At 71.6% G+C, this 26,171-nt stretch carries 23 protein-coding genes; 21 read left to right on the top strand and 2 right to left on the bottom strand.

All coding sequences use genetic code 11. The features are described 5' to 3' along the window. The first annotated feature begins 6 nt into the window (after nt 1-6). From JOE35_RS10140 to dnaE, 16 genes are all read left to right on the top strand, one after another. Nucleotides 7-1,557 carry a Mur ligase family protein gene (locus tag JOE35_RS10140; protein ID WP_209560974.1) on the top strand — a complete coding sequence of 517 codons (1,551 nt, stop codon included), beginning with the start codon at nt 7-9 and terminating at the stop codon, nt 1,555-1,557. Beyond that, a complete protein-coding gene (gene murF, locus JOE35_RS10135; RefSeq protein WP_209560973.1) occupies nt 1,554-2,963 on the top strand; it encodes a UDP-N-acetylmuramoyl-tripeptide--D-alanyl-D-alanine ligase in 1,410 nt (469 codons plus the stop codon). The genes JOE35_RS10140 and murF overlap by 4 nt, the downstream gene beginning before the upstream one ends. Beyond that, nucleotides 2,960-4,063: a phospho-N-acetylmuramoyl-pentapeptide-transferase gene (gene mraY, locus JOE35_RS10130; RefSeq protein ID WP_209560972.1), complete on the top strand. Its 1,104-nt coding sequence runs from the start codon at nt 2,960-2,962 to the stop codon at nt 4,061-4,063. The genes murF and mraY overlap by 4 nt, the downstream gene beginning before the upstream one ends. Further along, the gene (gene murD, locus JOE35_RS10125) at nt 4,060-5,628 is read left to right on the top strand and encodes a UDP-N-acetylmuramoyl-L-alanine--D-glutamate ligase (RefSeq protein WP_209560971.1); all 1,569 of its coding nucleotides are present in this window, start codon (nt 4,060-4,062) and stop codon (nt 5,626-5,628) included. The genes mraY and murD overlap by 4 nt, the downstream gene beginning before the upstream one ends. After that, nucleotides 5,585-6,889, top strand: a complete 1,305-nt coding sequence (ftsW, locus tag JOE35_RS10120) for a putative lipid II flippase FtsW (protein ID WP_209560970.1) — start codon at nt 5,585-5,587, stop codon at nt 6,887-6,889. The genes murD and ftsW overlap by 44 nt, the downstream gene beginning before the upstream one ends. Next, nucleotides 6,886-8,028 (top strand): glycosyltransferase, encoded by a 1,143-nt coding sequence (locus tag JOE35_RS10115; protein WP_209560969.1) that lies wholly within the window; start codon nt 6,886-6,888, stop codon nt 8,026-8,028. The genes ftsW and JOE35_RS10115 overlap by 4 nt, the downstream gene beginning before the upstream one ends. After that, on the top strand, nt 8,025-9,455 hold the full coding sequence (murC, locus tag JOE35_RS10110; RefSeq protein WP_209560968.1) for a UDP-N-acetylmuramate--L-alanine ligase: 1,431 nt from the start codon (nt 8,025-8,027) through the stop codon (nt 9,453-9,455). Before JOE35_RS10115 ends, murC begins: the two co-directional genes overlap by 4 nt. Nucleotides 9,456-9,492: 37 nt before the next feature. After that, nucleotides 9,493-10,662: an FtsQ-type POTRA domain-containing protein gene (locus tag JOE35_RS16120; protein WP_307803031.1), complete on the top strand. Its 1,170-nt coding sequence runs from the start codon at nt 9,493-9,495 to the stop codon at nt 10,660-10,662. Nucleotides 10,663-10,802: 140 nt separating this feature from the next. After that, on the top strand, nt 10,803-11,969 hold the full coding sequence (gene ftsZ / locus JOE35_RS10100; RefSeq protein ID WP_123545577.1) for a cell division protein FtsZ: 1,167 nt from the start codon (nt 10,803-10,805) through the stop codon (nt 11,967-11,969). 3 nt (nt 11,970-11,972) lie between these two features. Then, a complete protein-coding gene (locus JOE35_RS10095) occupies nt 11,973-12,671 on the top strand; it encodes a YggS family pyridoxal phosphate-dependent enzyme (RefSeq protein WP_209560967.1) in 699 nt (232 codons plus the stop codon). A 37-nt stretch (nt 12,672-12,708) separates the two neighbouring features. Then, on the top strand, nt 12,709-13,251 hold the full coding sequence (locus JOE35_RS10090; RefSeq protein WP_209560966.1) for a cell division protein SepF: 543 nt from the start codon (nt 12,709-12,711) through the stop codon (nt 13,249-13,251). Nucleotides 13,252-13,325: 74 nt separating this feature from the next. Continuing rightward, nucleotides 13,326-13,622, top strand: a complete 297-nt coding sequence (locus JOE35_RS10085; RefSeq protein ID WP_209560965.1) for a YggT family protein — start codon at nt 13,326-13,328, stop codon at nt 13,620-13,622. Between the two features lie 159 nt (nt 13,623-13,781). Further along, on the top strand, nt 13,782-14,615 hold the full coding sequence (locus tag JOE35_RS10080) for a DivIVA domain-containing protein (protein ID WP_209560964.1): 834 nt from the start codon (nt 13,782-13,784) through the stop codon (nt 14,613-14,615). A gap of 4 nt (nt 14,616-14,619) precedes the next feature. Continuing rightward, nucleotides 14,620-15,261 (top strand): signal peptidase II, encoded by a 642-nt coding sequence (gene lspA, locus JOE35_RS10075; RefSeq protein WP_245186090.1) that lies wholly within the window; start codon nt 14,620-14,622, stop codon nt 15,259-15,261. Then, entirely contained in the window at nt 15,258-16,181 is a 924-nt protein-coding gene (locus JOE35_RS10070; RefSeq protein WP_209560963.1) for an RluA family pseudouridine synthase, read from the top strand. Before lspA ends, JOE35_RS10070 begins: the two co-directional genes overlap by 4 nt. Before the next feature lie 97 nt (nt 16,182-16,278). Next, nucleotides 16,279-19,794, top strand: coding sequence for a DNA polymerase III subunit alpha (gene dnaE / locus JOE35_RS10065; RefSeq protein ID WP_209560962.1), 3,516 nt, complete (start codon nt 16,279-16,281; stop codon nt 19,792-19,794). Between the two features lie 81 nt (nt 19,795-19,875). Here dnaE and JOE35_RS10060 read toward each other — a convergent pair whose 3' ends face one another. Next, complete coding sequence (locus JOE35_RS10060) at nt 19,876-20,406, bottom strand: flavin reductase family protein (RefSeq protein WP_209560961.1); 531 nt, start codon at nt 20,404-20,406, stop codon at nt 19,876-19,878. An 86-nt stretch (nt 20,407-20,492) separates the two neighbouring features. Here JOE35_RS10060 and hisD point away from each other — a divergent pair, with 86 nt between their 5' ends. The 3 genes from hisD (at nt 20,493) to JOE35_RS10045 (ending at nt 23,425) form a co-directional block, all read left to right on the top strand. After that, nucleotides 20,493-21,803, top strand: a complete 1,311-nt coding sequence (hisD, locus tag JOE35_RS10055; protein ID WP_209560960.1) for a histidinol dehydrogenase — start codon at nt 20,493-20,495, stop codon at nt 21,801-21,803. Nucleotides 21,804-21,902: 99 nt separating this feature from the next. Further along, nucleotides 21,903-22,385: a transcriptional regulator NrdR gene (gene nrdR / locus JOE35_RS10050; RefSeq protein WP_146901131.1), complete on the top strand. Its 483-nt coding sequence runs from the start codon at nt 21,903-21,905 to the stop codon at nt 22,383-22,385. Continuing rightward, nucleotides 22,382-23,425, top strand: a complete 1,044-nt coding sequence (locus JOE35_RS10045) for a quinone-dependent dihydroorotate dehydrogenase (RefSeq protein ID WP_307803030.1) — start codon at nt 22,382-22,384, stop codon at nt 23,423-23,425. The genes nrdR and JOE35_RS10045 overlap by 4 nt, the downstream gene beginning before the upstream one ends. Nucleotides 23,426-23,526: 101 nt before the next feature. Here the strand turns inward: JOE35_RS10045 and JOE35_RS10040 are convergent, their stop codons facing one another. Beyond that, nucleotides 23,527-24,102, bottom strand: coding sequence for a DUF3043 domain-containing protein (locus tag JOE35_RS10040; protein WP_307803029.1), 576 nt, complete (start codon nt 24,100-24,102; stop codon nt 23,527-23,529). Between the two features lie 41 nt (nt 24,103-24,143). On the opposite strand from JOE35_RS10040, the gene JOE35_RS10035 reads away from it, so the two are divergent. Both JOE35_RS10035 and erpA read left to right on the top strand, forming a co-directional pair. Further along, on the top strand, nt 24,144-25,559 hold the full coding sequence (locus tag JOE35_RS10035) for a dipeptidase (RefSeq protein WP_209560959.1): 1,416 nt from the start codon (nt 24,144-24,146) through the stop codon (nt 25,557-25,559). An 89-nt stretch (nt 25,560-25,648) separates the two neighbouring features. Then, the gene (gene erpA, locus JOE35_RS10030; RefSeq protein ID WP_209560958.1) at nt 25,649-26,029 is read left to right on the top strand and encodes an iron-sulfur cluster insertion protein ErpA; all 381 of its coding nucleotides are present in this window, start codon (nt 25,649-25,651) and stop codon (nt 26,027-26,029) included. The last annotated feature ends 142 nt before the right edge of the window (nt 26,030-26,171 follow it).

The raw sequence follows: 26,171 nt of genomic DNA, 5'->3' as shown, positions 1-26,171 counted from the left end.
GATTCATTGAGCGCCCGGATCCCCCCGGTCCTTCGACCGGAACATCCGTCGGCGAGGTCACTCGCCCAGCTGGTCAGCGAGTTCGGTCTCGAGCACGAGGGTTCCCTCGACGGCGTCGAGGTCACCGGAGTCACGCTGAGCACGGCGGACCTCCACCCCGGCGACCTGTACGTCGGCGTGCCCGGCGAGCACCGGCACGGCGCCGAGTTCGCCTCGCAGGCCCGCGACGGCGGCGCCGTCGCGCTGCTCACCGACGCGGCCGGCCTCGAGCTGGCTCGCGAGAGCGGCCTGCCCGTCGTCCTGGTCGACTCGCCCAGGGCCGCGCTCGGCGACGTGTCCGCGTGGATCTACCGCACCGGGGGCGACGACTCGCCCCTCCTGTTCGCCGTCACCGGCACGAACGGCAAGACCAGCACCTCCTACCTGCTCGAGGGCGTGCTCCGTCAGCTCGGGCTGGTGACCGGCCTCAGCAGCACGGCCGAGCGCCACATCGGCGACCTCACCGTCGTCAGCCGGCTCACGACGCCAGAGGCGAGCGAGATGCACGCCCTGCTCGCCCGCATGCGCGAGAGCGAGGTGCGCGCGGTGGCCGTCGAGGTCAGCGCGCAGGCGCTCAGCCGCAACCGCGTCGACGGCCTGGTCTTCGACGTCGCGGCGTTCACGAACCTCAGCCACGACCACCTCGACGACTACGCGGACATGGAGGAGTACTTCCACGCGAAGCTGCCGCTGTTCCAGCCCGACCGGGCGAAGCGCGCGGTCATCTCGCTCGACTCGCCGTACGGCCACCGGGTGGTCGACAACGCGCGCGTGCCGCTGACGACGATCACGATCCTCCCCGACGTCGAGGCCGACTGGCGCGTCGAGATCCTCGACGAGCAGGCGGCGTGGACCGAGTTCCGCCTGACCGGGCCGGAGAACCGCGAGCTCGTCACCCGCGTGCCGCTGATCGGCTGGCACATGGTCGCGAACGCCGCCCTGGCGATCGTCATGCTCGTCGAGGCGGGCTTCGAGCTCGGCGCCATCTCGCAGGCGCTGGAGGCCGAGGGCGGCATCGTCGCCTACCTGCCGGGCCGCACCGAGCGCGTCTCGGGCGACCGTGGGCCGAGCGTCTACGTCGACTTCGGGCACAGCCCCGACGCGTTCCTCACCACCCTCGCAGCCGTCCGCCGCTTCACGCCGGGCAAGGTCATCATGCTGTTCGGCGCCGACGGCGACCGCGACAAGACCAAGCGCGGCGACATGGCCCGCGTGGCCGCGGAGGGCTCCGACATCCTCGTGGTCACGGACCACCACCCTCGTTTCGAGGACCCGGCGGAGATCCGCGCGACCCTGGTCGGCGCGGCCCGCGAGGCGTACCCCGAGCACGAGATCCACGAGGTGAGCCCGCCCGAGGCGGCCATCCGCACCGCCGTCGGCCTGGCCGGCGAGGGCGACTCGATCCTCTGGGCCGGCCCCGGCCACCAGGACTACCGCGACATCCGTGGTGAGCGGACCCCGTACTCCGCCCGCGACGAGGCGCGCGCCGCGCTGCGAGAGGCCGGGTGGGCCGAGTGATCGCCCTCACGCTGGCCGAGCTGGCCGAGATCGCGGGAGGCGCCCTCCACCTCCCCGAGGCCGGTCAGGACGCCGGCCAGGTCGTCGACGGATCGGTCGAGACCGACTCCCGGCTCGTGACCGCCGGTTCCGTGTTCTTCGCCCTCCGCGGCGACGAGACCGACGGACACCTGTTCGCCGACGCGGCCGTCGCCTCCGGCGCCGCGCTCGTCGTCGCCGAGCGCCCGCTCGACCTGGCCGTCCCCGTGGTCGTCGTCGACGACGGCGTGGCCGCGCTCTCGCGCCTCGCCGCCGGGGTGGTCGAGCGCGTCCGCCGCGGCGGTCGCCTGCGCGTCGTCGGCGTCACCGGCTCGAACGGCAAGACGAGCACCAAGAACATGCTCCGGGCCGTGCTGTCCGACGTCGGCCCGACCGTCGCGCCGGAGGGCTCGTTCAACAACCACGTCGGGGCACCGATCTCGATGCTGCGCGTCGATCTCGACACCGAGTTCCTCGTCGTCGAGATGGGCGCTTCCGGCCCGGGCGAGATCGCCCGCCTGGTCGCGATCGCCCGACCCGACACCGGCGTCGTGCTCAAGGTGGGCCTCGCCCACGCCGGCGGCTTCGGCGGCATCGAGGGCACCCGCGCGGCGAAGGCCGAGATGGTGACCGACCTGCCCGCGACGGCGACCGCCGTGCTCAACGTCGACGACGACCGCGTCGCCGGCATGGCGGCGGACACGGCCGCCCGGGTCGTCGGCTTCGGCCTGACCGACTCGGCCGCCTACCGGGCGTCCGACCTCGAGGTCACCCGCGAGGGCACCTCCTTCGTGCTCGACCACGACGGGGTCTCCCGCCCCGTCCGGCTGCGCATCCTCGGCGAGCACCACGTCATGAACGCCCTCGCCGCCCTCACGGTGGCAGGGGAGTGGGGCCTCGACCTCGACCGCGCCGTCACGGTGCTCGAGGGCGTCGCCCGTGCCGAGCGCTGGCGCATGGAGGTGCTCGACGGGGGCGACGGCGTCACCGTCGTCAACGACGCGTACAACGCGAGCCCCGACTCCGTCGCCGCGGCCCTCAAGACCCTCGCGCAGATCGTGCCTCCCGGTGGTCGCTCCGTCGCCGTGCTCGGCGAGATGGCCGAGCTCGGCGAGCTCGCCCGCGAGGAGCACGACCGCGTCGGTCGTCTCGTCGTGCGCCTGAACATCGGCCAGCTCGTCGTCGTCGGTCACGAGGCCCGGCACATCCACGTCGCCGCCGGCCTCGAGGGCTCGTGGGACGGCGAGTCCGTCCTCGTCGACACCGTCGACGAGGCGTACGACCTGCTCCGGCAGAGCCTGCGCGACGGCGACGTCGTGCTCGTGAAGTCGTCGAAGTCCGCCGGTCTCCGCCACCTCGGCGACCGCCTCGCGGGGGTGACCGCGTGATCGCGCTGCTCATCGCCGGCGCCGTGTCGCTGGTCTTCACCCTGCTCATGACGCCGCTCTTCATCCGGCTGTTCCACCGTCTCGGCTGGGGCCAGTTCATCCGTGACGACGGCCCGCAGTCGCACCACACCAAGCGCGGCACCGCGACCATGGGCGGCATCGTCCTGATCATCGGCACCGTGCTCGGCTACTTCGTCGGCCACGTCGTCGCGCCCGACGCGATCACCAACAGCGGCCTGCTCGTCCTCTTCATGATGGTCGGGCTCGGCGCCGTGGGCTTCCTCGACGACTTCCTCAAGGTGCGCAACCAGCGCAGCCTGGGGCTCGGCGGCTGGGCGAAGATCGCGGGCCAGGTGGTGGTCGGCGCGGTGTTCGCCGTCCTCGCGCTGTCGTTCCCGAACGAGAACGGCCTCACGCCGGCCTCGACCATGATCAGCGGCGTCCGCGACATCTCGTGGCTCGACTTCATGTTCTTCGGCACGATCGCCGGCGGCGGGCTCTTCCTGATCTGGGTCGTGCTCATCACGGTGAGCACGTCGAACGGCGTCAACGTGGCCGACGGCCTGGACGGCCTCGCGACCGGCGCGTCGATCCTGGCCATCGCCTCTTACATCTTCATCGGCTTCTGGCAGTTCAACCAGTCGTGCTTCAGCACCCGGCTCGACGAGTCGACCCGGTCGGCTTGCTACACGGTCGCCAACCCGCTCGACCTCGCGGTGGTGGCCGCGGCGATCTGCGGCGGCCTGATCGGGTTCCTGTGGTGGAACACGTCGCCGGCCCAGATCTTCCTCGGCGACACGGGGTCGCTCGGACTCGGCGGGGCGCTGGCGGCACTCGCCATCCTCAGCCGCACCGAGCTGCTCCTGGTCCTGATCGGCGGGCTGTTCATCGTCGTCACCGGTTCGGTGATCCTGCAACGGGCGTACTTCAAGATCACGCACGGCAAGCGGATATTCCTGATGAGCCCGCTGCACCACCACTTCGAGCTCAAGGGGTGGGCAGAGGTGACGGTCGTCGTCCGCTTCTGGATCATCGCCGGTCTGTTCGTGGCCGCCGGCGTAGGAGTCTTCTACCTCGAGTGGATCTCCCGCACCTCATGACGAACTCCGCCTCCCATCCTGTCCTGGCGGCGAGGCTCGACGGCCTCACGAGCTGGCACTCCGACTGGTCGGGCCTCCGCGTGCTGGTCCTCGGCCTCGGCGTCACCGGCTTCTCCGTCGCCGACACCCTGACCGAGCTGGGGGCCCGCGTCGTGGTGCTCGCCCCGAGCGTCGAAGACGACCGGGCCGAGCTGCTGGGCCTGATCGGCGCCGAGCTCGTCCTCGACCCCGCGATGACCGAGTTCCCGCAGAGCGTCGTCGACTTCGACCCCGAGCTCGTGGTCCTCTCGCCGGGCTTCGCGCCGCACCACCCGCTGGCCGTGCGAGCCGTCGAGTCGGACGCCGCCGTCTGGGGCGACGTGGAGCTCGCCTGGCGCCTCCGCGACAAGACCGCGACGATCGCCGAGTGGCTGCTCGTCACGGGCACGAACGGCAAGACCACGACGACGCAGCTCGCGACGGCGATGGCCCTGGCCGGCGGGCGACGTGCTGCCGCCGTCGGCAACATCGGCGTGCCCGTGCTCGACGCCGTCCGCGACCCGGAGGGCCTCGACGTCCTGGTGGTCGAGCTCTCGAGCCACCAGCTGCACTGGCTGCCCGTCGAGGGCCCCGGCGCCCTGCGGCCTCGCGCGTCGGTGTGCCTCAACCTGCAGTCCGACCACCTCGAGTGGCACGGGTCGTTCGACGCCTACCGCGACGCCAAGGCCCGCGTGTACGAGAACACGGTCACCGCGTGCGTCTACAACAAGGCAGACGCAGCGACGATCCGGATGGTCGAGGAGGCCGACGTGGCCGAGGGCTGTCGTGCCGTCGGCTTCGGTCTCTCCGCCCCCGGTCCGAGCGACTTCGGCATCGTGAGCGGCGAGGACGGCGGCGTGCTGGTCGACCGGGCGTTCCTGGCGGAGCGTCGCCACCGGGCCCTCGAGCTCGCGACGACGGCAGAGCTGGAGGCGGCCGGCCTCGGAGCCGACCACCTCGTCGAGGACGTGCTGGCCGCGGCCGCGCTCGTCCGCGCGATCGACGTCGACCCCGTGGCCGTGCGCGAGGCCGTGTTGTCGTTCCGCGTCGACCACCACCGGACCGAGATCGTCGGCGACTCGGCCGGCGTCGTCTGGGTCGACGACTCGAAGGCCACGAACCCCCACGCCGCGCACGCGTCGCTCGGTTCGTACCCGTCCGTCGTGTGGATCGTGGGCGGCACGTTCAAGGGCGTCGATCCCGAGCCGCTCGTCCGCGACGCGGCCGAGGGCCTCGCCGCCGCCGTCCTGATCGGCGTCGACCGGGAGGGGCTCCGCGAGGCCTTCCGGCGACACGCCCCCGAGCTGCCCGTCTTCGAGGTCGACGAGACCGACACTGAGCGGGTGATGCCGACGGCGGTCCGCCTGGCGGCGGCCGCGGCGAGGCCGGGCGACACCGTCCTCCTCGCCCCCGCGGCGGCGTCCTTCGACCAGTTCACCGACTACACCGCGCGCGGCAGGGCATTCGCCGCCGCGGTCGCACACCACCTGGGAGGTGACGCTGATGGCTCCGAAGCCCACCAGCCTCCCGCGTCGCCGGCCGACTGAGTCGACCCGACCGCGGGACGACCACGACACGGCGCACCCGTCGGCGCACCCGTCGGCCCACGACGGCCGCCAGGCCGCGGCCGTGGTCGCCGTCAAGAGGCTCTTCGCCGCCGAGACCGGGTCGTTCTTCCTCATCCTCGGCACGACGCTGTTCATGGTCGTGCTCGGACTGGTCATGGTCCTGTCGTCGTCGTCGGTCGAGCAGTACATCGCGTCCCGGCACACGTCGTTCTTCGGCGCGTTCGTCCGGCAGGGCATCTACGCGGCCATCGGGGTCCCGCTGATGCTGATCGCCTCCCGCGTCCCCGTCTCGTTCTGGAAGCGCTGGGCCTGGCAGATCCTCCTCGTCGCGGTCGTGCTCCAGCTGCTGGTGTTCACGCCCCTCGGCTACGAGATCGGCGGCAACCGCAACTGGATCGACCTCGGCTCCTTCACCGCGCAGCCCTCCGAGGCGGTGAAGCTCGCCCTCGCGATCTGGCTGGGCATGATCCTCAGCGTCAAGCGCGACCTGCTCGACGACTGGAAGCACCTCGCCATCCCGCTGGTGCCCGTGGTCGGCGTCGCCGTGGGCCTCGTCGTGCTGGGCGGCGACCTCGGCACCACGATGGTCATGCTCCTCCTCGTCTTCGCGGCCGTCTGGTTCGCCGGCGTGCGGCTCCGCTACCTCGCCGTCCCCGTCCTCTTCCTCGCCGCGGCGATCCCGCTGATCGCCTCCGGCTCTGCCTCGCGCAACGAGCGCATCGCCGCCTGGATGTCCGGCTGCACCGACTCGAGCGACTACCAGGCGGCCTGCTGGCAGACGCTGCACGGCACCTGGGCGCTCGCCTCCGGCGGGCTGTTCGGGGTCGGCCTCGGCAACTCGAAGTCGAAGTGGTCGTGGCTGCCGGAGGCCGACAACGACTTCATCTTCGCGATCATCGGTGAAGAGCTGGGGCTCATCGGCGCGATCGTCGTGCTGGCCCTCTTCGTCGTCCTCGCCGTCGGATTCGTCAAGATCATCCGCCGCACGAACGACCCGTTCGTCCGGGTCGTCACCGGTGCGGTGACCGCCTGGATCATCGGTCAGGCGCTCATCAACATCGCCGTCGTGCTGGGCCTCCTGCCCGTCCTCGGCGTGCCGCTCCCGTTGATCTCCGCCGGAGGATCGGCCCTCATCGTGACCCTCGTGGCCATCGGCGTCGTGCTCTCGTTCGCCCGTCGACCCGAGGAACCGCTGCCCGGACGGGGTGCTCCCCGCCAGCGGGTAGGGTCTCTCCGGTGACGACGTACCTCCTCGCCGGCGGCGGCACCGCCGGGCACGTGAACCCCCTGCTCGCGGTGGCCGACCGCATCCGTGACACCGAGCCGGACGCGACCGTCCTGGTCCTCGGCACGGCTGAGGGACTCGAGGCCCGCCTCGTCCCGCTGCGGGGCTACGAGCTCCTGACCGTGCCCCGGCTGCCCTTCCCGCGCCGCCCTTCCCGCGCCGCCCTCCGGTTCCCCTCGGCACTGCGCGGAGCAGTCGCCGGCGTGCGCGAGCTGCTCGACCAGCACGGCGTCGACGTCGTCGTCGGCTTCGGCGGCTACGCGTCCGCGCCCGCCTACGTCGCGGCCTGGCGTTCGCACGTCCCGCTCGTCGTCCACGAGGCCAACGCCAAGCCGGGCATCGCCAACGTCCTCGGCTCCTGGTTCACCCGGCACGTGGGCGTCGTTCACGCGTCGACGCGCCTCCGTCACGGGCGTCAGGTCGGCATGCCCCTCCGCCGCGAGATCGAGCAGCTCGACCGCCGTGCGAGCCGGCAGGAGGCGCTGGTCGAGTTCGGCCTCGACCCCCGCAAGCCGACGCTGCTGGTCACCGGCGGCTCGTCGGGCGCGCGGCGCATCAACGAGACGGTCGCCAGGTCCGCGACGAGCGTGCTCGGCGCAGGCTGGCAGATCCTGCACGTGACGGGACAGAAGTCCGAGCTGCGCTCGACCGACCTCGCCGACCACCACCTCCTGCCCTACTGCGACCGGATGGACCTGGCGCTCTCGGCGGCAGACCTCGTGGTCTCGCGCGCCGGCTCCGCGACGGTCAGCGAGCTGACGGCCCTCGGCCTGCCCTCCGTGCTCGTGCCCTACCCGGTCGGCAACGGCGAGCAGCGCCACAACGCGACCGACGTCGTGGCCGCCGGGGGAGCGCTCCTCGTCGCGGACGCCGACTTCACGCCCGACTGGGTGCGCTCGACCCTGGTGCGCCTCCTGCAGGACCGCGCCGCGATAGCGGAGATGGCCGTCCGGGCAGGCACCGTCGGCGTCCTCGACGGGACGGACCGCACGGTCGAGCTGGTGCGCGACGCCGTCCGCACGGCACCTGCCCGACCCTCACCCGACCGCATCGACGACGACGAGAACCAGAAGGCGAGCCCCGAGCTCTCATGATCAAGCCCGACCTCCAGCAGCAGATCCCGGCCGAGCTCGGCCGGGTGCACTTCGTCGGCATCGGCGGCTCCGGGATGAGCGGCATCGCGCGCGTGTTCCTCGCGGCGGGACACACCGTGTCCGGTTCCGACATCCGTGAGACGGCCGGCGTCGCGGCACTTCGCGAGCTCGGTGCCGAGATCGCCATCGGTCACGACGCCGCCAACGTCGGCGACGCCGACACGCTCGTCGTCACCGGCGCCCTCTGGCAGGACAACCCCGAGTACCAGCTCGCGCTCGAGCGCGGCCTGCCGGTGCTGCACAGGTCGCAGGCGCTCGCCTGGCTGATCGGGCAGCACCGCCTCGTGTCGGTCGCCGGCGCCCACGGCAAGACGACGTCGACCGGCATGATCGTCACCGCCCTGCTGGCGGCGGGCCACGACCCGAGCTTCGTCAACGGCGGCGTCATCCAGTCCCTGGGCGTCAGCGCGAAGGGCGGCGCCGACGACCTCTTCGTCGTCGAGGCCGACGAGTCGGACGGGTCGTTCCTGCTCTACGACACGTCGGTCGCGCTCATCACGAACGTCGACGCCGACCACCTCGACCACTACGGCTCGCACGAGGCGTTCGACGCCGCCTTCGTGGAGTTCGCGTCCGCGGCCCGCGAGCTCGTCGTGGTGTCGTCCGACGACGCCGGCGCGCGTCGCGTCACGAGCGCGCTGTCGCACCCGCACGTGGTGACCTTCGGCGAGGACGCGTCGGCAGACTTCCGCCTCTCCGACGTCGCCTCCTCAGGCCCGGTGTCGTTCACCCTGCACCACGCCGGCTCCAGCTGGCCCGTCCAGCTCCGCGTGCCCGGGCACCACAACGCCGTCAACGCGACGGGGGCCTTCGCGGTCCTCGTCGGCCTCGGCGTCGAGCCCGAGGCGGCCATCGCCGGGCTCGAGACCTTCGGCGGCACCGAGCGTCGCTTCGAGCTGCACGGCACGGTGCGCGGCGTGAGCGTCTACGACGACTACGCCCACCACCCCACCGAGGTCGCGGCCGCCCTGCAGGCCGCCCGCTCCGTGGTCGGCGACGGGCGCCTCATCGCGGTGCACCAGCCCCACCTCTACAGCCGGACCCGCATGATGGCGGGCGAGTTCGCCGAGACCTACGAGCGCCTGGCCGACCACACGATCGTGCTCGACGTCTACGGCGCCCGGGAGGACCCCGAGCCCGGGGTGACCGGCGCGCTCGTGTCCGAGCGCTTCGCCGACGCCTCGCGGGTCGACTTCGTCGCGGACTGGCAGGCGGCCGCCGACCGCACGGCAGCCGTCGCCCGCGACGGCGACTTCGTCATCACGCTCGGCTGTGGCGACGTCTACCGCATCGTTCCCCAGCTGCTCGGCTCGCTCGACGCCGCGTCGGCGCCGGACGCGTCGACCGCGGAGGAGCCCGCAGAGTGACCGCGCGTCGACCCGTGTCGACCGGGCGGCGGCGCTCGTGAGGCGGCCAGAGGGCTTCGACCCGTCCGCCGAGGGGTCCTCCGACGAGCCGGGGACCGAGGAGGCGGCACGTGCGTCGTCCCTCCGCGACCGGCTCGCCGCGGCGAGGGCCCGCCGAGCGCGTCCTGAGTCCGCCGGCGCGCCGCCGACATCGGCGCACGCGGACGACACGCCCACGGGCCCCGTGACGCTGCCGACCTCCGCCGCCCCGGCTTCCGTCGTCCCGGGTGCCGCCTCCCGCCTCGTGTCGGGAGTCACCTCTCGACTCGGCCCTCGCGGGGGAGCCTCGGCGAGCGATCGACCCGACGTCGGAGCGGCCGGGACGAGCACCCCGGACACCCCGCGCATCGATCCCGCCAGCGGTGCGGAGGAGGCGCGCCGGCGTGCTGCCGAGGCGCGTCGTGCCGCGCGCCGTGCCTCGGGGGAGCGCAGGCGCACGGAGCGGACCGAGGTCCGGCGGTTCACGCGGAGGTCACGCCACCGCCGCGCCGCGTGGGTCACCGCCGGTGCCGTCGCCGCGCTGCTCGTGGCCTCGGTCGCCGTGGCCGTGTTCTCGCCGCTCCTGTCGCTCGAGCAGATCGAGGTCGAGGGCACGGACAGGGTCGACGCCGCGGAGGTCCAGGCAGCCGTCTCCGACCAGCTCGGCACGCCACTGGCCCGGATCGACTTCGGGCGCATCACGACCGAGCTCGAGCGGTTCCCGCTCATCGCGAGCTACGTCACCGAGACGGCCCCGCCGCACACCCTCGTGATCCGCGTCACCGAGCGCCAGCCGATCGCGACCGTGCCCTCCGGCGACGGCTTCGACCTCGTGGACCCCGCCGGCATCGTCGTCCAGCACCTCGACGCGCGTCAGGACGGCGTCCCGCTGGTCGACGTGGGCGGCGCCCCTCTCGACGACACGGCCTTCCGGTCCGCCGCGGAGGTCCTGCTCGCCCTCCCGCAGGCGCTGCGGCAGACCGTCGACTCGGCGACCGCCTCCACGGCGGACGACGTCACGTTGTCCCTCACCACAGGGGAACGCGTGGTCTGGGGCAGCGCCGACCACTCGGCCGAGAAGGCGCAGGTCCTGGCGGGGCTCATCGCCGACCAGGCGAGACGGGACCCCGCCGCGTCCGTCGAGTTCGACGTCTCCGCACCGGACAACGGCATCATCCGGACCCGGTGACACGCCGTGCGTTCGCGACACGCCTGGTCGGCTGGGCGGCGTGTCCCCGAGCGGCCCCTAACTTGTGACTGCAGCACTTGCATACCATGTACAACCTTAACCTTCAACTTCCGAGTTAAGGTTTCAGCGGAGGCCCGGACGTGACAACGAACCATAACTACCTAGCCGTGATCAAGGTCGTCGGCGTCGGCGGCGGTGGCGTCAACGCCGTCAACCGGATGATCGAGCTCGGCCTCCGCGGAGTCGAGTTCATCGCCATCAACACCGACGCCCAGGCCCTGCTCCTCAGCGATGCAGACGTCAAGCTCGACGTCGGCCGTGAGCTGACGCGCGGCCTCGGCGCCGGAGCCGACCCCGAGGTCGGCCGTCGCGCCGCCGAGGACCACGCGGAGGAGATCGAGGAGGCGCTGGCCGGCGCCGACATGGTCTTCGTCACCGCGGGCGAGGGCGGCGGCACGGGCACCGGCGGCGCGCCGGTCGTGGCCCGGATCGCGAAGTCGATCGGCGCGCTGACCATCGGCGTCGTCACGAAGCCCTTCGGCTTCGAGGGCAAGCGTCGCCAGGCCCAGGCCGAGGCGGGCGTGGCCCAGCTGAAGGACGAGGTCGACACCCTCATCGTCGTCCCCAACGACCGCCTCCTCGAGATCTCCGAGCGCGGCATCTCCATGGTCGAGGCCTTCGGGACCGCCGACCAGGTGCTGCTCGCCGGCGTCCAGGGCATCACCGACCTCATCACGACGCCCGGACTCATCAACCTCGACTTCGCCGACGTGAAGTCCGTCATGCAGGGCGCGGGCTCGGCCCTGATGGGGATAGGTTCCTCGCGAGGTGCCGACCGTGCGATCAAGGCGGCAGAGCTCGCCGTCGCGTCGCCGTTGCTCGAGGCGAGCATCGACGGCGCCCACGGCGTCCTCCTCTCGATCCAGGGCGGCTCCAACCTCGGCATCTTCGAGATCAACGACGCCGCTCGGCTCGTGCAGGAGGCCGTGCACTCCGAGGCCAACATCATCTTCGGCGCCGTGATCGACGACACCCTCGGCGACGAGGTGCGGGTGACCGTCATCGCAGCCGGGTTCGACGGCGGCGAGCCCACCGCGAAGACGAAGGACAGGCGCTCGAGCTTCGTCGAGTCGGACGCGGCCCCGGCCGCGGCGTCCACGCCGGGGGTCTCCGCCATCGCCGACAGCGGGGCGTCGCACGACACCCCCTCATGGCGTCGTCCTGACGACCACGCGGCCACGCAGGCCGTCGACCCGGCCTTCGACGGCGGGGACGACGACCTCGACGTGCCCGACTTCCTCAAGTAGCACGTGACGGACGGTCTCGATCTCGGAGGCGACCTGGGCGAGCGTCTCGCCCGGGTCGCCTCCGGCGTGGACGACGCCGTCAGGGCTGCCGGTCGGCAGCCCGACGAGGTCACGACGATCGTCGTGACCAAGTTCCAGCCGGCCTCGCTGGTCCGCGAGCTGCACGCCCTCGGCGTGCGTGACGTGGCCGAGAACCGACACCAGGAGGCGCAGGCGAAGTCGGCCGACACGACCGATCTCGAGGGCCTCCGCTGGCACTTCGTGGGCCAGCTCCAGTCGAAGAAGGCTCGCCAGGCGCGGCGCTACGCCTCGGCCGTCCACTCGATCGACCGCGACAGCGTCGTGGACGCCCTAGGCGTCGACGACGGCCACGTGGTGGACGGCTTCGTGCAGGTCTCCCTGGACGAGCAGGAGGGCCGGGGCGGCGTTCCCGAGTCGGACGTCGAGCGGCTCGTGGAGCGCCTGGTCCGGGCTCAGGGCATCCGCCTCCGGGGGGTCATGGCCGTGGCGCCGCTCGGCGAGCCGGCTCGGCCTGCCTTCGCGCGCCTCCGGGGTGTCTCCGAGAGGGTCCGCCTGATCGCTCCCGGCGCCGACGCGATCTCGGCCGGCATGTCGCACGACTTCGCCGACGCGATCGCCGAGGGGGCGACACACCTCCGCATCGGCACCGCAATCACGGGTTCCAGGCCCGAAGCTCGTTAACCTCGGACACAACGCCCCACGACCCGGAGGACACCCCATGGCCAACCCCCTGCGCAAGACGATGGTCTACCTGGGCCTCGCCGACGAAGAACTCGAGTACGACGAGCAGCAGGAGCAGCGGCAGCAGCCGGCCCCGGCCGCCCAGCCGACAGCCCGTCAGTCCTCCGCCGCGGCCCACCCCTCCCCGGTCGCGCCCGTCCCCGCGCCGGCACCTGCCCCCGCCGCCACGCGTGCCCCCGTGACGCCCCTGCGTCGCAGCTCGACCTCCACCTCGAAGAACACGGTGCCCCACGACATGAACGAGATCCTCACCGTCCACCCCCGCGAGTACAAGGACGCCCAGGCGATCGCCGAGAGCTTCCGCGACGGCATCCCCGTCATCATCAACCTCTCGCAGATGACCGAGGCCGACGCGCGTCGCCTCGTCGACTTCGCCAGCGGCCTGTCGCAGGGCCTCTTCGGCAAGATCGAGCGCGTCACCAACAAGGTCTTCCTCCTGTCGCCGGCCCACATCGCAGTGAGCGGCGAGCAGGCCGAGGTAGAGTCCGACATCGAGGCGTCCTTCTTCGCTCAGTCCTGAGCGGCGGCGTCCCGACGCCCCGACTCCTCTCCGTGGTGCTACCACGCCGACCAGTGTGAGCTGATGACACCCCGATGACGTTCTTGATCGCCTCGATCGCGTACTACGCGCTCCTCTTGTTCTTCCTGCTGATGTGGGGGCGCTTCGTCCTCGACCTGGCGCAGTCCTTCAGCCGGGGGTGGCGCCCGAGGGGGCCAATCCTGGTGCTCGCCGAGATCGCCTACACGGTCACCGATCCTCCGATCAAGGCGGTCCGGCGCGTCCTTCCCCCTGTCCGCCTCGGCTCGGTGGCTCTCGACTTCGGGTGGAGCGTCATCATGCTCGCGGTCGTCATCCTCATGGGCGTGGCCAGCGGGCTCCGCTACGCATGACGTCCCGCCTGCCCCCTCACCGCGCGGCGAGAGGGTAGGCTTACGCGAGGGCGTCCGCGCCCCCGCTGCCCTCAAGGGCCAGTGTTCGCTACGGTGTAGTCGAACGACACAGACCACGATCACGATCACGTGATCCCACAGATGCACGAGGTGACGGCAATGGCTTTGACGCCTGAAGACGTAGTCAACAAGCGGTTCCAGCCGACGAAGTTCCGCGAGGGCTACGACCAGGACGAGGTCGACGACTTCCTCGACGAGGTCGTCGCAGAGCTGCGACGACTCGGCCAGGAGAACGACGAGCTGCGTCAGCGGCTGACGGCCGCCGAGTCGGCGGGCGGCTCGTCCGTCCCCGCGCCGGTCGCCGCAGGCGCCCCGGCATCGGCCCAGGCTCCCGCCTCGGCGCAGGCTCCCGCCTCCGCCCCGGTGCCCGAGCCCGAGTCGGCCCCGGTCTCCGAGCCGGCTCCCGCGTCGGTCCCGGCTCCCGTCGAGGTCGCGCCCGAGCCCGAGGCAGCGCCCGCACCGGTCGCCGCTGCGGCCGTCACCCCGGTCCCGGCCTACGCCGGACCCAGCCAGGACGACACGGAGAGCACCAACAGCCTCCTGCAGCTCGCTCGTCGCCTGCACGAGGAGCACGTCCGCGAGGGCGTCGAGAAGCGTGACGCGCTGATCGCCGAGGGGCAGTCGACGTCGGCACGTCTCGTGGCCGAGGCCGAGGCCAAGCAGCGTGACGTGGTCACCGAGGCCGAGGCCCGCTCGCGCGAGGTCGTGGCCGAGGCCGAGACCAAGCGCCGCGAGGTGCTCGAGCAGCTGGCGAACGAGCGCACCGGCCTGGAGCGTCGCATCGACGACCTCCGCACCTTCGAGCGCGACTACCGCCAGAAGCTGAAGGGCTACATCGAGGGTCAGCTCCGCGACCTCGAGGCCGAGTCGGGCGAGCAGCAGCCCGCCAGCGGTTTCGCTCCGGCCAGCGCCCAGGGCTTCGGCTCCAACTAAGGTCTTGACGCAGAGCACTCCTCCGACGAAGGTCAGCGTCCGCATCATCGCGGCGCTGGCCTTCGTCGCTGTCACGGCCTACGTGCTCGACCAGGTGTCGAAGCACCTCGTCACCACACGCCTCGTCGAGGGCGAGAGCGTCGACGTCATCGGCGAGTTCTTCCAGCTGCACTTCGTCCGGAACCCCGGGGCTGCCTTCTCCCTGGCCAGCGGCACGACGTGGATCTTCTCGATCGCCGCCTCGGCGGTCGTGGTCGCCATCATCGTCTTCGCACGGCGCATCCGCTCGCGCGCCTGGGCGGTCATGCTCGGGATGCTGCTGGGCGGCACGCTCGGCAACCTGACCGACCGCCTCACTCGCGAGCCCTCCTTCGGCCAGGGGCACGTCGTCGACTTCCTGTACTTCCCGTCGCTGCTCCCGGCGATCTTCAACGTGGCCGACATCTTCATCGTGTCCAGCATGGGCCTGCTGTTGTTGCTCACGCTGCTCGGCGTCAACCTCGACGGCACGCGCACCACGAAGGCGAGCGCTGCCCGTGACGCGGCGGGGGAGCCGCAGGTCGACGAGACGACTGCGTCGGGGTCGCCGACGGATGCCGGTGCCGACACCGCTCCTCCTGCGGGTCGACCGACGGAGCGCCCGTGACCGAGTCCCGCCAGCTCCCCGTCCCCGACGGCCTCGCCGGCGAGCGGGTCGACGCCGCCCTGGCCAAGCTGCTCGGCTTCAGCCGCACCTTCGCCGCCGAGGTCGCGACCTCAGGGGGCGTGGCCGTGGACGGTCGTCCCGTCGGCAAGTCGGACCGGCTCGAGGCCGGTGCCTGGCTCGAGGTCAGCTGGTCGCCGCGCGAGGCGCCCACTGTGGTGCCGCTCGACGTGCCGGGCCTCGGGATCGTGCACGACGACGACGAGATCGTCGTCGTCGACAAGCCGGTCGGCGTCGCCGCCCACCCCTCCGTCGGCTGGACGGGGCCGACGGTCCTCGGCGGCCTCGCGGCCGCGGGGTTCCAGGTGGCCACGTCCGGAGCCGCCGAGCGCGCGGGGATCGTGCACCGTCTCGACGTCGGCACCAGCGGCCTCATGGTCGTGGCCAAGTCCGAGCGCGCCTACGCGCAGCTCAAGGACGCCTTCCGCGAGCGCACCGTCGAGAAGATCTACAACGCCGTCGTGCAGGGCCACCCTGATCCCCTCACCGGCACGATCGACGCGCCCATCGGCCGGCACCCGTCGTCGGACTGGAAGTTCGCCGTGGTCGTCGACGGCAAACCCTCGGTGACGCACTACGAGACGGTCGAGGCGTTCCGCTCCGCCTCGCTGCTCGAGATCCACCTCGAGACCGGTCGCACGCACCAGATCCGCGTCCACATGGCGGCGCAGCGGCACCCGTGCGTGGGCGACGCCACCTACGGCGCCGACCCGACCCTGTCGGCCGCGCTCGGCCTCGGCCGGCAGTGGCTGCACGCGGTCCAGCTCGGGTTCCGCCACCCGGGGACGGGCGAGCCCGTCGTCTACCGGTCGACCTACCCGGACGACCTGCAGCACGCTCTCGATGTCCTCCGTGCGGCTTAGGCTGTTCCCCTGCCGCTGATCCGCCGAACTGCTGAGGCGCTGAGGCGCTGAACCGCCGAACCACCCCAGAACAGCCGAACCACAGACGAGGAGCCGCGTGGCCTCGAAAGATTCCTTCGTCCACCTGCACGTCCACAGCGAGTACTCGATGCTCGACGGTGCGGCCAGGGTCAAGCCGCTGATCGCCGAGGCGGCCGCACAGGGCATGCCGGCCGTCGCGGTCACCGACCACGGCAACGTGTTCGGCGCCTACGATTTCTGGAAGACGGCGACCGACGCCGGGGTCAAGCCCATCATCGGCACCGAGGCGTACATCACGCCGGGAACCCACCGGAGCGACAAGACGCGGATCCGCTGGGGCGACGGCGGGCGCGACGACGTGTCCGGTGCCGGTGCGTACACCCACATGACGCTGCTCTCGCAGAGCACGGCGGGCATGCACAACCTGTTCCGGCTGTCGTCGCGGGCCTCGCTCGAGGGCTACTACTTCAAGCCGCGCATGGACCGCGAGCTGCTGTCGCAGTACTCGGACGGCCTGATCGCCACGACGGGCTGCCCGAGCGGCGAGGTCCAGACGCGCCTCCGACTGGGCCAGTACGACGAGGCGGTCAAGGCGGCCGCCGACTTCCGCGACATCTTCGGCGCCGAGAACTACTTCGCCGAGATCATGGACCACGGGCTCGGCATCGAGCGGCAGATCATGGGCGACCTGCTGCGCCTCGCTAAGGACCTGGGGCTGCCGCTCGTCGCCACCAACGACCTGCACTACACGCACGAGCACGACGCCACGAGCCACGCAGCTCTGCTCTGCGTGCAGTCCGGCTCGACGCTCAACGACCCGAACCGCTTCAAGTTCGACGCGGACGAGTTCTACCTGAAGTCCGCCCAGCAGATGCGGCACCTGTTCCGCGACCACCCCGAGGCCTGCGACAACACCCTGCTCATCGCCGAGCGCTGCGACGTCCAGTTCAACACCTCGGCCAACTACATGCCTCGCTACCCCGTGCCGGAGGGCGAGACGGAAGAGACCTGGTTCATCAAGGAGGTGGAGAAGGGGCTCGTCTACCGGTACCCGGACGGCATCCCCTCCGACGTGCGCAAGCAGGCCGAGTACGAGATCGGCGTCATCACGGGCATGGGCTTCCCCGGCTACTTCCTCGTCGTCGCCGACTTCATCAACTGGTCGAAGGAGAACGGCATCCGGGTCGGGCCGGGCCGCGGATCGGGCGCCGGGTCGATGGCCGCCTACGCGATGCGCATCACGGACCTCGACCCGCTCCGGCACGGGCTGATCTTCGAGCGCTTCCTCAACCCCGACCGCGTCTCGATGCCCGACTTCGACGTCGACTTCGACGACCGTCGCCGCGGCGAGGTCATCCAGTACGTGACCGAGAAGTACGGCGACGAGCGCGTCGCCCAGATCGTCACCTACGGCACCATCAAGGCGAAGCAGGCCCTGAAAGACAGCTCGCGGGTGCTCGGCTTCCCGTTCGGGATGGGCGAGAAGCTCACCAAGGCCATGCCGCCGGCGGTCATGGGCAAGGACATCCCGCTCACGGGCATCTTCGACAAGGCCCACGAGCGCTACAAGGAGGCAGGCGACATCCGGACGGTCGTCGAGACCGACCCCGAGGCCCGGACCGTCTTCGACACTGCTCTCGGCCTCGAGGGGCTCAAGCGCCAGTGGGGCGTGCACGCGGCCGGTGTCATCATGTCGAGCGACCCGCTGATCGACATCATCCCGATCATGAAGCGCGAGCAGGACGGCCAGATCGTCACGCAGTTCGACTACCCCGCGTGCGAGTCGCTCGGCCTGATCAAGATGGACTTCCTCGGGCTCCGGAACCTGACGATCATCAACGACGCCCTCGACAACATCCGCACCAACCGCGGCTTCGACCTCGTCCTCGAGGACCTCGAGCTCGACGACCGGGCAGCGTACGAGCTGCTCGGCCGCGGTGACACCCTCGGCGTGTTCCAGCTCGACGGCGGGCCCATGCGAGGGCTCCTGCGGCTGATGAAGCCCGACAACTTCGAGGACATCTCGGCCGTCATCGCCCTGTACCGTCCCGGTCCCATGGGCGCGAACTCGCACACCAACTACGCGCTCCGCAAGAACGGCATCCAGGAGATCACGCCGATCCACCCCGAGCTCGAGGAGCCCCTGAAAGAGATCCTGTCGACGAGCTACGGCCTGATCATCTACCAGGAGCAGGTCATGGCGATCGCGCAGAAGGTCGCCGGGTTCTCGCTCGGCCAGGCCGACATCCTGCGGCGTGCCATGGGCAAGAAGAAGAAGTCCGAGCTCGACAAGCAGTACGCGGGCTTCGAGCAGGGCATGTTCGACAACGGCTTCTCGCCCGACGCGGTCAAGATGCTCTGGGACATCCTGCTGCCCTTCTCCGACTACGCGTTCAACAAGGCGCACTCCGCCGCCTACGGCGTGGTGTCGTACTGGACGGCTTACCTCAAGGCGCACTACCCGGCCGAGTACATGGCCGCGTTGCTCACCAGCACCGGCGACTCGCGGGACAAGCTGGGGCTCTACCTCAACGAGTGCCGACGGATGGGCATCACGGTCCTCCCGCCGGACGTGAACGAGTCGATCGGCTTCTTCGCGGCCGTGGGCGACGACATCCGCTTCGGCATGGGCGCGGTCCGCAACGTCGGCTTCAACGTCGTCGACCACGTCATCGCCGCCCGCCAGAAGGAGGGCGCGTTCGCGTCCTTCCACGACTTCCTCCGCAAGGTCCCGCTGCCCGTCGCCAACAAGCGGACGGTCGAGTCCCTCGTGAAGGCCGGGGCGTTCGACAGCCTCGGCTCGACCCGCCGGGCGCTGGTCGAGATCCACGAGTCGGCGGTCGAGGCCGCGGTCAACGAGAAGCGGGCAGAGGCGAACGGCCAGGTCGGCTTCGACTTCGACTCCCTCTGGGACGAGCCACAGGACGTCCAGCACGTGCCGGAGCGCCCCGAGTGGTCAAAGCGAGACAAGCTCGCCTTCGAGCGCGACATGCTGGGCCTGTACGTCAGCGACCACCCGTTGGCCGGGCTCGAGCTGCCGCTCGCGAAGCACGCGAGCACGACGGTGACCGACATCCTCACGAGCGAGCCCACCGCGATCGACGGCGAGACGGTGACGATCGCCGGCCTCATCACGAGCGTGCAGCACAGGGTCGCCCGCAACTCGGGCAACCCGTACGGCATCGTCACCGTCGAGGACTTCGGCGGCGAGATCTCGGCGATGTTCCTCGGCAAGGCCTACCAGGAGTTCGGGCCGTCGCTCGTCGGCGACTCGATCATCGTGCTCAAGGGGCGCGTGAGCGTGCGTGACGACGGCATGAACATGCACGCCGCGAGCATGTTCATGCCCGACCTCGGCGTCGGGGCGTCGCAGGGCCCGCTCGTCCTGCAGATCCCCGAGCACCGTGCCACGACGGACACCGTCACCGAGCTCGCGGCCGTGCTCGGCCGGCACACCGGCGGCACCGAGGTCCGGCTCCGGCTGGTCAAGGGCGACGTCGCGCGGTCGTTCGAGATCCCGATGCCGGTCGACGTGACGGCCGACCTGTACGGCGAGCTGAAGAGCCTCCTCGGGCCCGGCTGCCTCGTCTGACGCCCGACCTCTGTCGGTCAACGACGACGGCCCCGCAGACGCGAGTCTGCGGGGCCGCCTCGGCGTGCGGGCGAGCTGGGGCTACGCCTCCAGGTGCACGGGCCGGAGCCAGCGGCGGTCGTGGTAGAGCAGGGCGTCGTCGTCCGCGCCCGTGCCGCCGTCCTCGACCTGGACGACGACGACGGCGTTGCCGTGCACGTGCACCCGCTCGACGATCCGACCCGTCATCCAGGCGGTGACGTCGTGCAGCAGGGGCAGGCCGTGCGGGCCCTCGCTCCAGTGGTCGCCTGCGAACCGCTCGGCGGCCGGGCCGGCCATGCGGCGGGCGAGGCCCTGGTTGCGGAGGCCGAGCAGGTGGATCACCACGTGTTCGGTCTCCTCGATCGCCCGCCACGAGCTGGCGGTCCGCGCCATGTTGAAGGTCGCGAGCGGCGGGACGGCGGCGAGCGAGGCCAGCGAGGTCGCGGTGAAGCCGACGGGCTTGCCGTCCGAGTCCAGGGCGGTGACGATGGCGACGCCCGCGGCGTGGCGGCGGAAGCCGGCCTTGAACGCGGCGAGGTCGGCAGGGTCGGGCTCTGCGGCTGCTGGTGCTGGTGCGGTGGTGTCGGGCATGACGGGTGGGCGCCTCCTGTGCTCTGCTGCCGGGGGAGCGGCGGGCGCGTCCGCGCCGGGACGGCTCGGGCTAGGCTCGACGGGCCATGATCCAGACCACAGACCTCCGGGGCCTCAAGCCTACCCACGCCGACCTGCTGGGCCTCGTGCCGCGGTCGCACGTCGACGTCGCCGCCGCCTCGGGCGCGGCAGCCCAGATCGTCCAGGCCGTGCGCGAGCGCGGCGCCGACGCCCTTCGCGACCAGGCGGAGCGCTTCGACGGCGTCCGCACCGACGTGTTCCGGGTCGAGGCGGCGGCGATCGCCCGGGCCGTCGACGAGCTCGACCCCCTGGTGAAGGAGGCGCTGGTCGAGTCGATCGCGCGCGTCACCGAGGCCAGCCGGGCCCAGGTCCCCGCCGGCTCCGTCACGGTCCCGGCTCCCGGGGCGCGCATCGAGCAGCGCTGGCAGCCGGTCGCCCGTGCGGGTGTCTACGTGCCCGGCGGCAAGGCCGTCTACCCCTCGAGCGTCGTCATGAACGTCGTCCCTGCCCTCGTGGCCGGGGTCGGCTCCGTGGCGCTCGTCTCGCCGGGGCAGCGAGACTTCGGCGGGGCGGTCCACCCGGTCATCCTCGGTGCGGCAGGCCTGCTCGGCATCGACGAGGTGTACGTGATGGGCGGTGCGGGCGCGATCGCGGCCCTCGCCTACGGCGTGCCCGAGATCGGGCTCGAGCCCGTGCAGGTCATCACCGGGCCGGGCAACAACTTCGTCGCGGCGGCGAAGCAGCTCGTCCGCGGACGTGTCGGGATCGACGCCGTCGCCGGCGCGACCGAGATCCTCGTCATCGCCGACGAATCGGCCGACCCGACCCTCGTCGCGGTCGACCTGATCAGCCAGGCGGAGCACGACGAGGAGGCGGCCGCCGTCCTCGTGACCACCTCGGAGGAGCTCGCCGACCGCGTGCGCGACGAGCTCGTGCGGCTCGTCCCGCTCACCCTCAGCGCGACCCGCGTGCAGACCGCCCTCGACGGCCGCCAGTCGGCCCTCGTCCTCGTCGACGACCTGTCTGCCGCCGTCGACTTCAGCAACGCCTACGGGCCGGAGCACCTCGAACTCCAGACCCGCGACGACGACGCGGTGCTCGCGGGCATCACGAGCGCCGGCGCGGTGTTCGTGGGGGCGAGCACCCCGGTGAGCCTCGGCGACTACCTGGCCGGCTCGAACCACGTCCTGCCGACCGGCGGGCAGTCCCGGTTCTCGTCCGGGCTCGGCGCGTACACGTTCCTGCGGCCGCAGCAGATCGTGCGCTACGAGCACGACGCCCTGGCCGAGGTCGCCGACCGCCTCGTCGCCCTCTCCCGGGCCGAGCTGCTGCCGGCGCACGGCGAGGCCGTGGCCGCGCGTCTGCACAAGCCCTGACCGGTCGCCCCGGCCGCTCCTGTGCTGGGCGCGGCCGGCTGCGTCGGGCCCGTGGCGTCGAGGGGTCGAGGCACGGGCTCCCAGTACGCTGAGGGCACCATGTTCTGTCCTTTCTGTCGCCACCCCGATTCCCGCGTCGTCGACTCCCGCACGAGCGACGACGGCACCTCCATCCGCCGGCGACGTCAGTGCCCGAACTGCGGCCGGCGCTTCAGCACGACCGAGACGGCCAGCCTCAACGTCGTCAAGCGCAACGGCGTGCTCGAGCCGTTCAGCCGGGAGAAGATCATCTCCGGCGTCCGCAAGGCCTGCCAGGGCCGTCCGGTGACCGACGGCGACCTGGCCGTCCTGGCCCAGAAGGTCGAGGAGGCGGTCCGCGCGTCCGGCACGTCCCAGATCGAGGCGAACGACATCGGCCTCGCCATCCTCCCGCCGCTGCGCGAGCTCGACGAGGTGGCCTACCTGCGCTTCGCGAGCGTCTACCAGGCCTTCGACTCGCTCGAGGACTTCGAGGCGTCCATCACGCAGCTGCGCGACGAGCACCGCGACCGGGTGCGCACGCCTCGATCGGTCGACGAGTGAGGACGGCCTACCGGGTCCTCTTCGACCTGGCGCTCTCGAAGATGGACCCCGAGGACGCGCACCACCTCGCGTCCCGTGTCATCCGTGCCGTGCCCCGGCTCGGTCTGGCACCGCTGGTCCGACGCCTCACGGCCCCGCACCCGTCGCTCGCCGTCGAGGCACTCGGCCTCCGCTTCGACTCGCCGTTCGGCGTCGCCGCCGGCTTCGACAAGGACGCCACGGGCATCGCCGGTCTCGGGGCGCTCGGCTTCGGCCACGTCGAGGTCGGCACGATCACGGCCAGGGCCCAGCCAGGCAACGAGCGTCCGCGGCTGTTCCGGCTCGTGCCGGACCTCGCGGTCGTCAACCGCATGGGCTTCAACAACGGAGGCGCGGCGCAGGCGGCCGGTGAGCTCACCAGCGCGCGGCGTGCCCCGGTCCGGCCCGTCATCGGCGTCAACATCGGCAAGAGCCGCGTGGTCGAGGTGGACGACGCGGTGGACGACTACCTCGTGAGCACTCGTCTGCTCGCCCCGCTGGCCGACTACCTGGCCGTCAACGTCAGCTCGCCGAACACGCCCGGTCTCCGCGGCCTGCAGGAGCTGGACAAGCTGTCGCCGCTGCTGCGCGCCGTCCACGCGGCCGCGGGCGAGACCCCCGTGCTCGTCAAGATCGCCCCGGACCTCGACGACGACGGCATCCGCCACATCGCCGAGCTCGTCACGGACATCGGTCTCGGGGGAGTGATCGCCACCAACACCACCCTGTCTCGGTCTGGACTGCGGACCTCGTCCTCGGTCGTCGAGGCCGCAGGGGCCGGCGGCCTCTCCGGGGCCCCGCTGGCGGCGCGGTCACTCGAGGTGCTGCGCGTGCTCCGCTCCGTGCTGCCCGCCGAGACCTGCGTCGTGTCCGTCGGGGGAGTGACGACCGCCGCCGAGGTCCAGGCCAGGCTCGACGCCGGCGCAACGCTCGTGCAGGGCTACACGGCGTTCCTCTACGAGGGGCCGCTCTGGGCACGGAAGGTCAACCGGGGGCTGCGCGCACTCCGCTGCGCAGCCTGACCAGCGTCGCCGGCCCCGACAGGGGCATCTTCCCCGGACCGGCGCACCGGAACGAAGAAACCCCCCGACCACGTGGTCGGGGGTTTCTTCGCACTGCCTCGCTAGAGGGTGGGGAACTCGCGGCGCTTCACCTGCGGCTTCGGCAGGCGCATCGGCTTCATCTGCATGGCGCGCATGGCGGTGTACCAGCGGTTGCCTTTCTGCAGGCCGTCGTCGCCGAACTTGGCACGCAGCTGCGAGGAGACCCGCTGCCCCGCGAGGAGGCAGTCGCCGACGGCGAAGATGAAGAAGCCCCACAGCACGAAGAGCGTCGTGGTCTGGACGGCCACGTTCTGGACGATGCTCATCACGATGACGAGCACCATGACCGGGATCATCGCCTCGCCGACGCTGTAGCGAGCGTCGACGTAGTCGCGGATGAACTTCCGCTGGACGCCCTTGTCGCGCTCGGGGAGGAACTTCTCCTCGCCGTTCGCGAGGCCGACTCGCTGGCGCTCGCGCTGCTCGGCGAGACGGGCGCGCTGCGCCTTCTGCGCCTCCTTGCCGGTGGCCACGAGCGGGCGCTGGTTGGCGGCCTCGCGCTCGCGCCGGGTCGGCGTCGGCCGTCCCTTGCCGGTCGTCAGCGGCTCCGTCTCGTCGACGGTCGTCGTGATGGTCTTGTCAGGTGCCTTGGCCACGGAGAGTCCTCGGGGTTGAACGAGTTCCTAAGATTACCTGCATGACCGACTCGCAGCACCCCGTGACCCCGACCGATCCTCGTACTGTCAGCGAACTCGCGGAGGCGGTGCAGGGCGGGTTCCCCGCCGCCGTCGCCGACCTGGGCGGCCTCGTGCGCATCCCGTCCGTCTCCTGGGACGCCTTCGACCCGGCCCACGTGGCCGCCAGCGCCGAGGCCGTCGCGGAGCTCGTCCGGGGCACCGGCCTCTTCGAGACCGTGCAGGTGAGCCGTGCCCCGATCGGCGACACCGGCGCCCTCGGGCAGCCCGCGGTCCTCGCCCGTCGTCCCGCGCGCGACGGCAAGCCGACGGTGCTGCTCTACGCGCACCACGACGTCCAGCCGCAGGGCGACGACGCCGACTGGGACTCGCCTCCGTTCGAGCCCACCGTCAAGGGCGATCGTCTCTACGGGCGGGGCGCCTCCGACGACAAGGCCGGCGTGATGACGCACGTCGCCGCGCTGCGGGCCGTCCGCGAGGTGCTCGGCGACGACCTCGGCGTCGGCGTCGCCGTCTTCATCGAGGGCGAGGAGGAGTTCGGCTCGCGCTCGTTCGCCGACTTCCTCCGCCAGCACCGGGACGACCTCGCGGCCGACGTCATCGTCGTCGCCGACTCGGGCAACTGGAGCACCACCGTCCCCGCGATCACCGTGGGCCTCCGGGGCAACGTGACCTTCCGGCTGACCGTCCGCACCCTGGCGCACGCGTCCCACTCGGGCATGGTCGGCGGCGCGGTGCCGGACGCGATGCTCGCCATGATCAAGCTGCTCGCCACCCTGCACGACGACGCGGGCAGCGTCGCCGTCGCCGGGCTGCACAGCCGCGAGGCCGAGCACCCTGAGCAGACCGAGCAGCAGCTGCGCGAGGAGGCCGGCCTGCTCGAGGGCGTGACGCCGATCGGCACCGGGCCGCTCCTCAGCCGCGTCTGGTCGCAGCCGTCCGTCACGGTCACGGGCATCGACGCCCCGAGCGTCGCGAACGCGTCGAACACGCTGTCGCCCGAGGTGTCTGTGCGGATCAGCGCGCGCATCGCCCCCGGGCAGGCAGCGTCCGAGGCCTACGCGGCGATCGAGTCGCACCTCCGGGAGCACGCCCCGTTCGGCGCTCACGTCGAGATCGACGACGTCGACCAGGGCGACCCGTTCCTCGTCGACACGAGCGGCTGGGCCCTGGCCGAGGCCACCGCGGCCATGACCGAGGCCTGGGGGGAGGCGCCCCTGCAGATCGGCATCGGCGGCTCGATCCCCTTCATCGCCGATCTCGTCCGCACGTTCCCCGAGGCCCAGATCCTCGTCACGGGCGTCGAGGACCCGGACACGCGGGCGCACAGCCCGAACGAGTCGCAGCACCTCGGCGTGCTGCACCGCGCGGTGCTGAGCGAGGCCGTGCTGATCGCCCGGCTCGACGCGCGGGGCTGAGGCAGACCCGGTCCGGGAACAAATTCCGGACCGGGCTGCTTACACTGGTCGACGACGAGTGCACCCGTGCACCGACCCGAGGAGGCTCCATGACCGACACCGCGACCCCCGCCGTCGAGACGACCGCCGGCGACACGACGACCGCCCACGGCGTCACGATCACCGCGACCGCCGCCGACAAGGTGAAGAGCCTCCTGACGCAGGAAGGGCGTGACGACCTCCGCCTCCGCGTGGCCGTGCAGCCCGGTGGCTGCTCCGGCCTGATCTACCAGCTCTACTTCGACGAGCGCCTCCTCGAGAACGACGCGACCGTCGACTTCGACGGCGTCGAGGTCGTCGTCGACAAGATGAGCGTTCCCTACCTCGACGGCGCGGCCATCGACTTCGAGGACACGATCCAGAAGCAGGGCTTCACCATCGACAACCCCAACGCACAGGGCAGCTGCGCCTGCGGCGACAGCTTCCACTGACGCAGGAGGCGCCCCCGAGGGGCCGCTGACGACGCACCACACGAGAGGGACCGCCGAGAGGTGGTCCCTCTCGCACGTCCAGGTGCCTCGTGCTCGAACGACTCGGCGGGGCCGTGTGCAGAGGCCTGGTCAACCTGCGAGT

This window comes from Frigoribacterium sp. PvP032, from assembly GCF_017833035.1.
In the GTDB taxonomy this organism is placed as follows: domain Bacteria; phylum Actinomycetota; class Actinomycetes; order Actinomycetales; family Microbacteriaceae; genus Frigoribacterium.
Note: the sequence above shows the minus strand (reverse complement) of the source record. Positions and strands in the feature narration are given on the sequence as shown.

What these genes read in the sequence shown, in the direction of transcription:
- murD (WP_209560971.1), top strand. Translation starts at nt 4,060, where the DNA reads ATGACGAACTCCGCCTCCCATCCTGTCCTGGCGGCGAGGCTCGACGGC.
- ftsW (WP_209560970.1), top strand. Translation starts at nt 5,585, where the DNA reads ATGGCTCCGAAGCCCACCAGCCTCCCGCGTCGCCGGCCGACTGAGTCG.
- murC (WP_209560968.1), top strand. Translation starts at nt 8,025, where the DNA reads ATGATCAAGCCCGACCTCCAGCAGCAGATCCCGGCCGAGCTCGGCCGG.
- JOE35_RS10090 (WP_209560966.1), top strand. Translation starts at nt 12,709, where the DNA reads ATGGCCAACCCCCTGCGCAAGACGATGGTCTACCTGGGCCTCGCCGAC.
- JOE35_RS10085 (WP_209560965.1), top strand. Translation starts at nt 13,326, where the DNA reads ATGACGTTCTTGATCGCCTCGATCGCGTACTACGCGCTCCTCTTGTTC.
- JOE35_RS10080 (WP_209560964.1), top strand. Translation starts at nt 13,782, where the DNA reads ATGGCTTTGACGCCTGAAGACGTAGTCAACAAGCGGTTCCAGCCGACG.
- JOE35_RS10060 (WP_209560961.1), bottom strand. Translation starts at nt 20,406, where the DNA reads ATGCCCGACACCACCGCACCAGCACCAGCAGCCGCAGAGCCCGACCCT.
- hisD (WP_209560960.1), top strand. Translation starts at nt 20,493, where the DNA reads ATGATCCAGACCACAGACCTCCGGGGCCTCAAGCCTACCCACGCCGAC.
- nrdR (WP_146901131.1), top strand. Translation starts at nt 21,903, where the DNA reads ATGTTCTGTCCTTTCTGTCGCCACCCCGATTCCCGCGTCGTCGACTCC.
- JOE35_RS10035 (WP_209560959.1), top strand. Translation starts at nt 24,144, where the DNA reads ATGACCGACTCGCAGCACCCCGTGACCCCGACCGATCCTCGTACTGTC.
- erpA (WP_209560958.1), top strand. Translation starts at nt 25,649, where the DNA reads ATGACCGACACCGCGACCCCCGCCGTCGAGACGACCGCCGGCGACACG.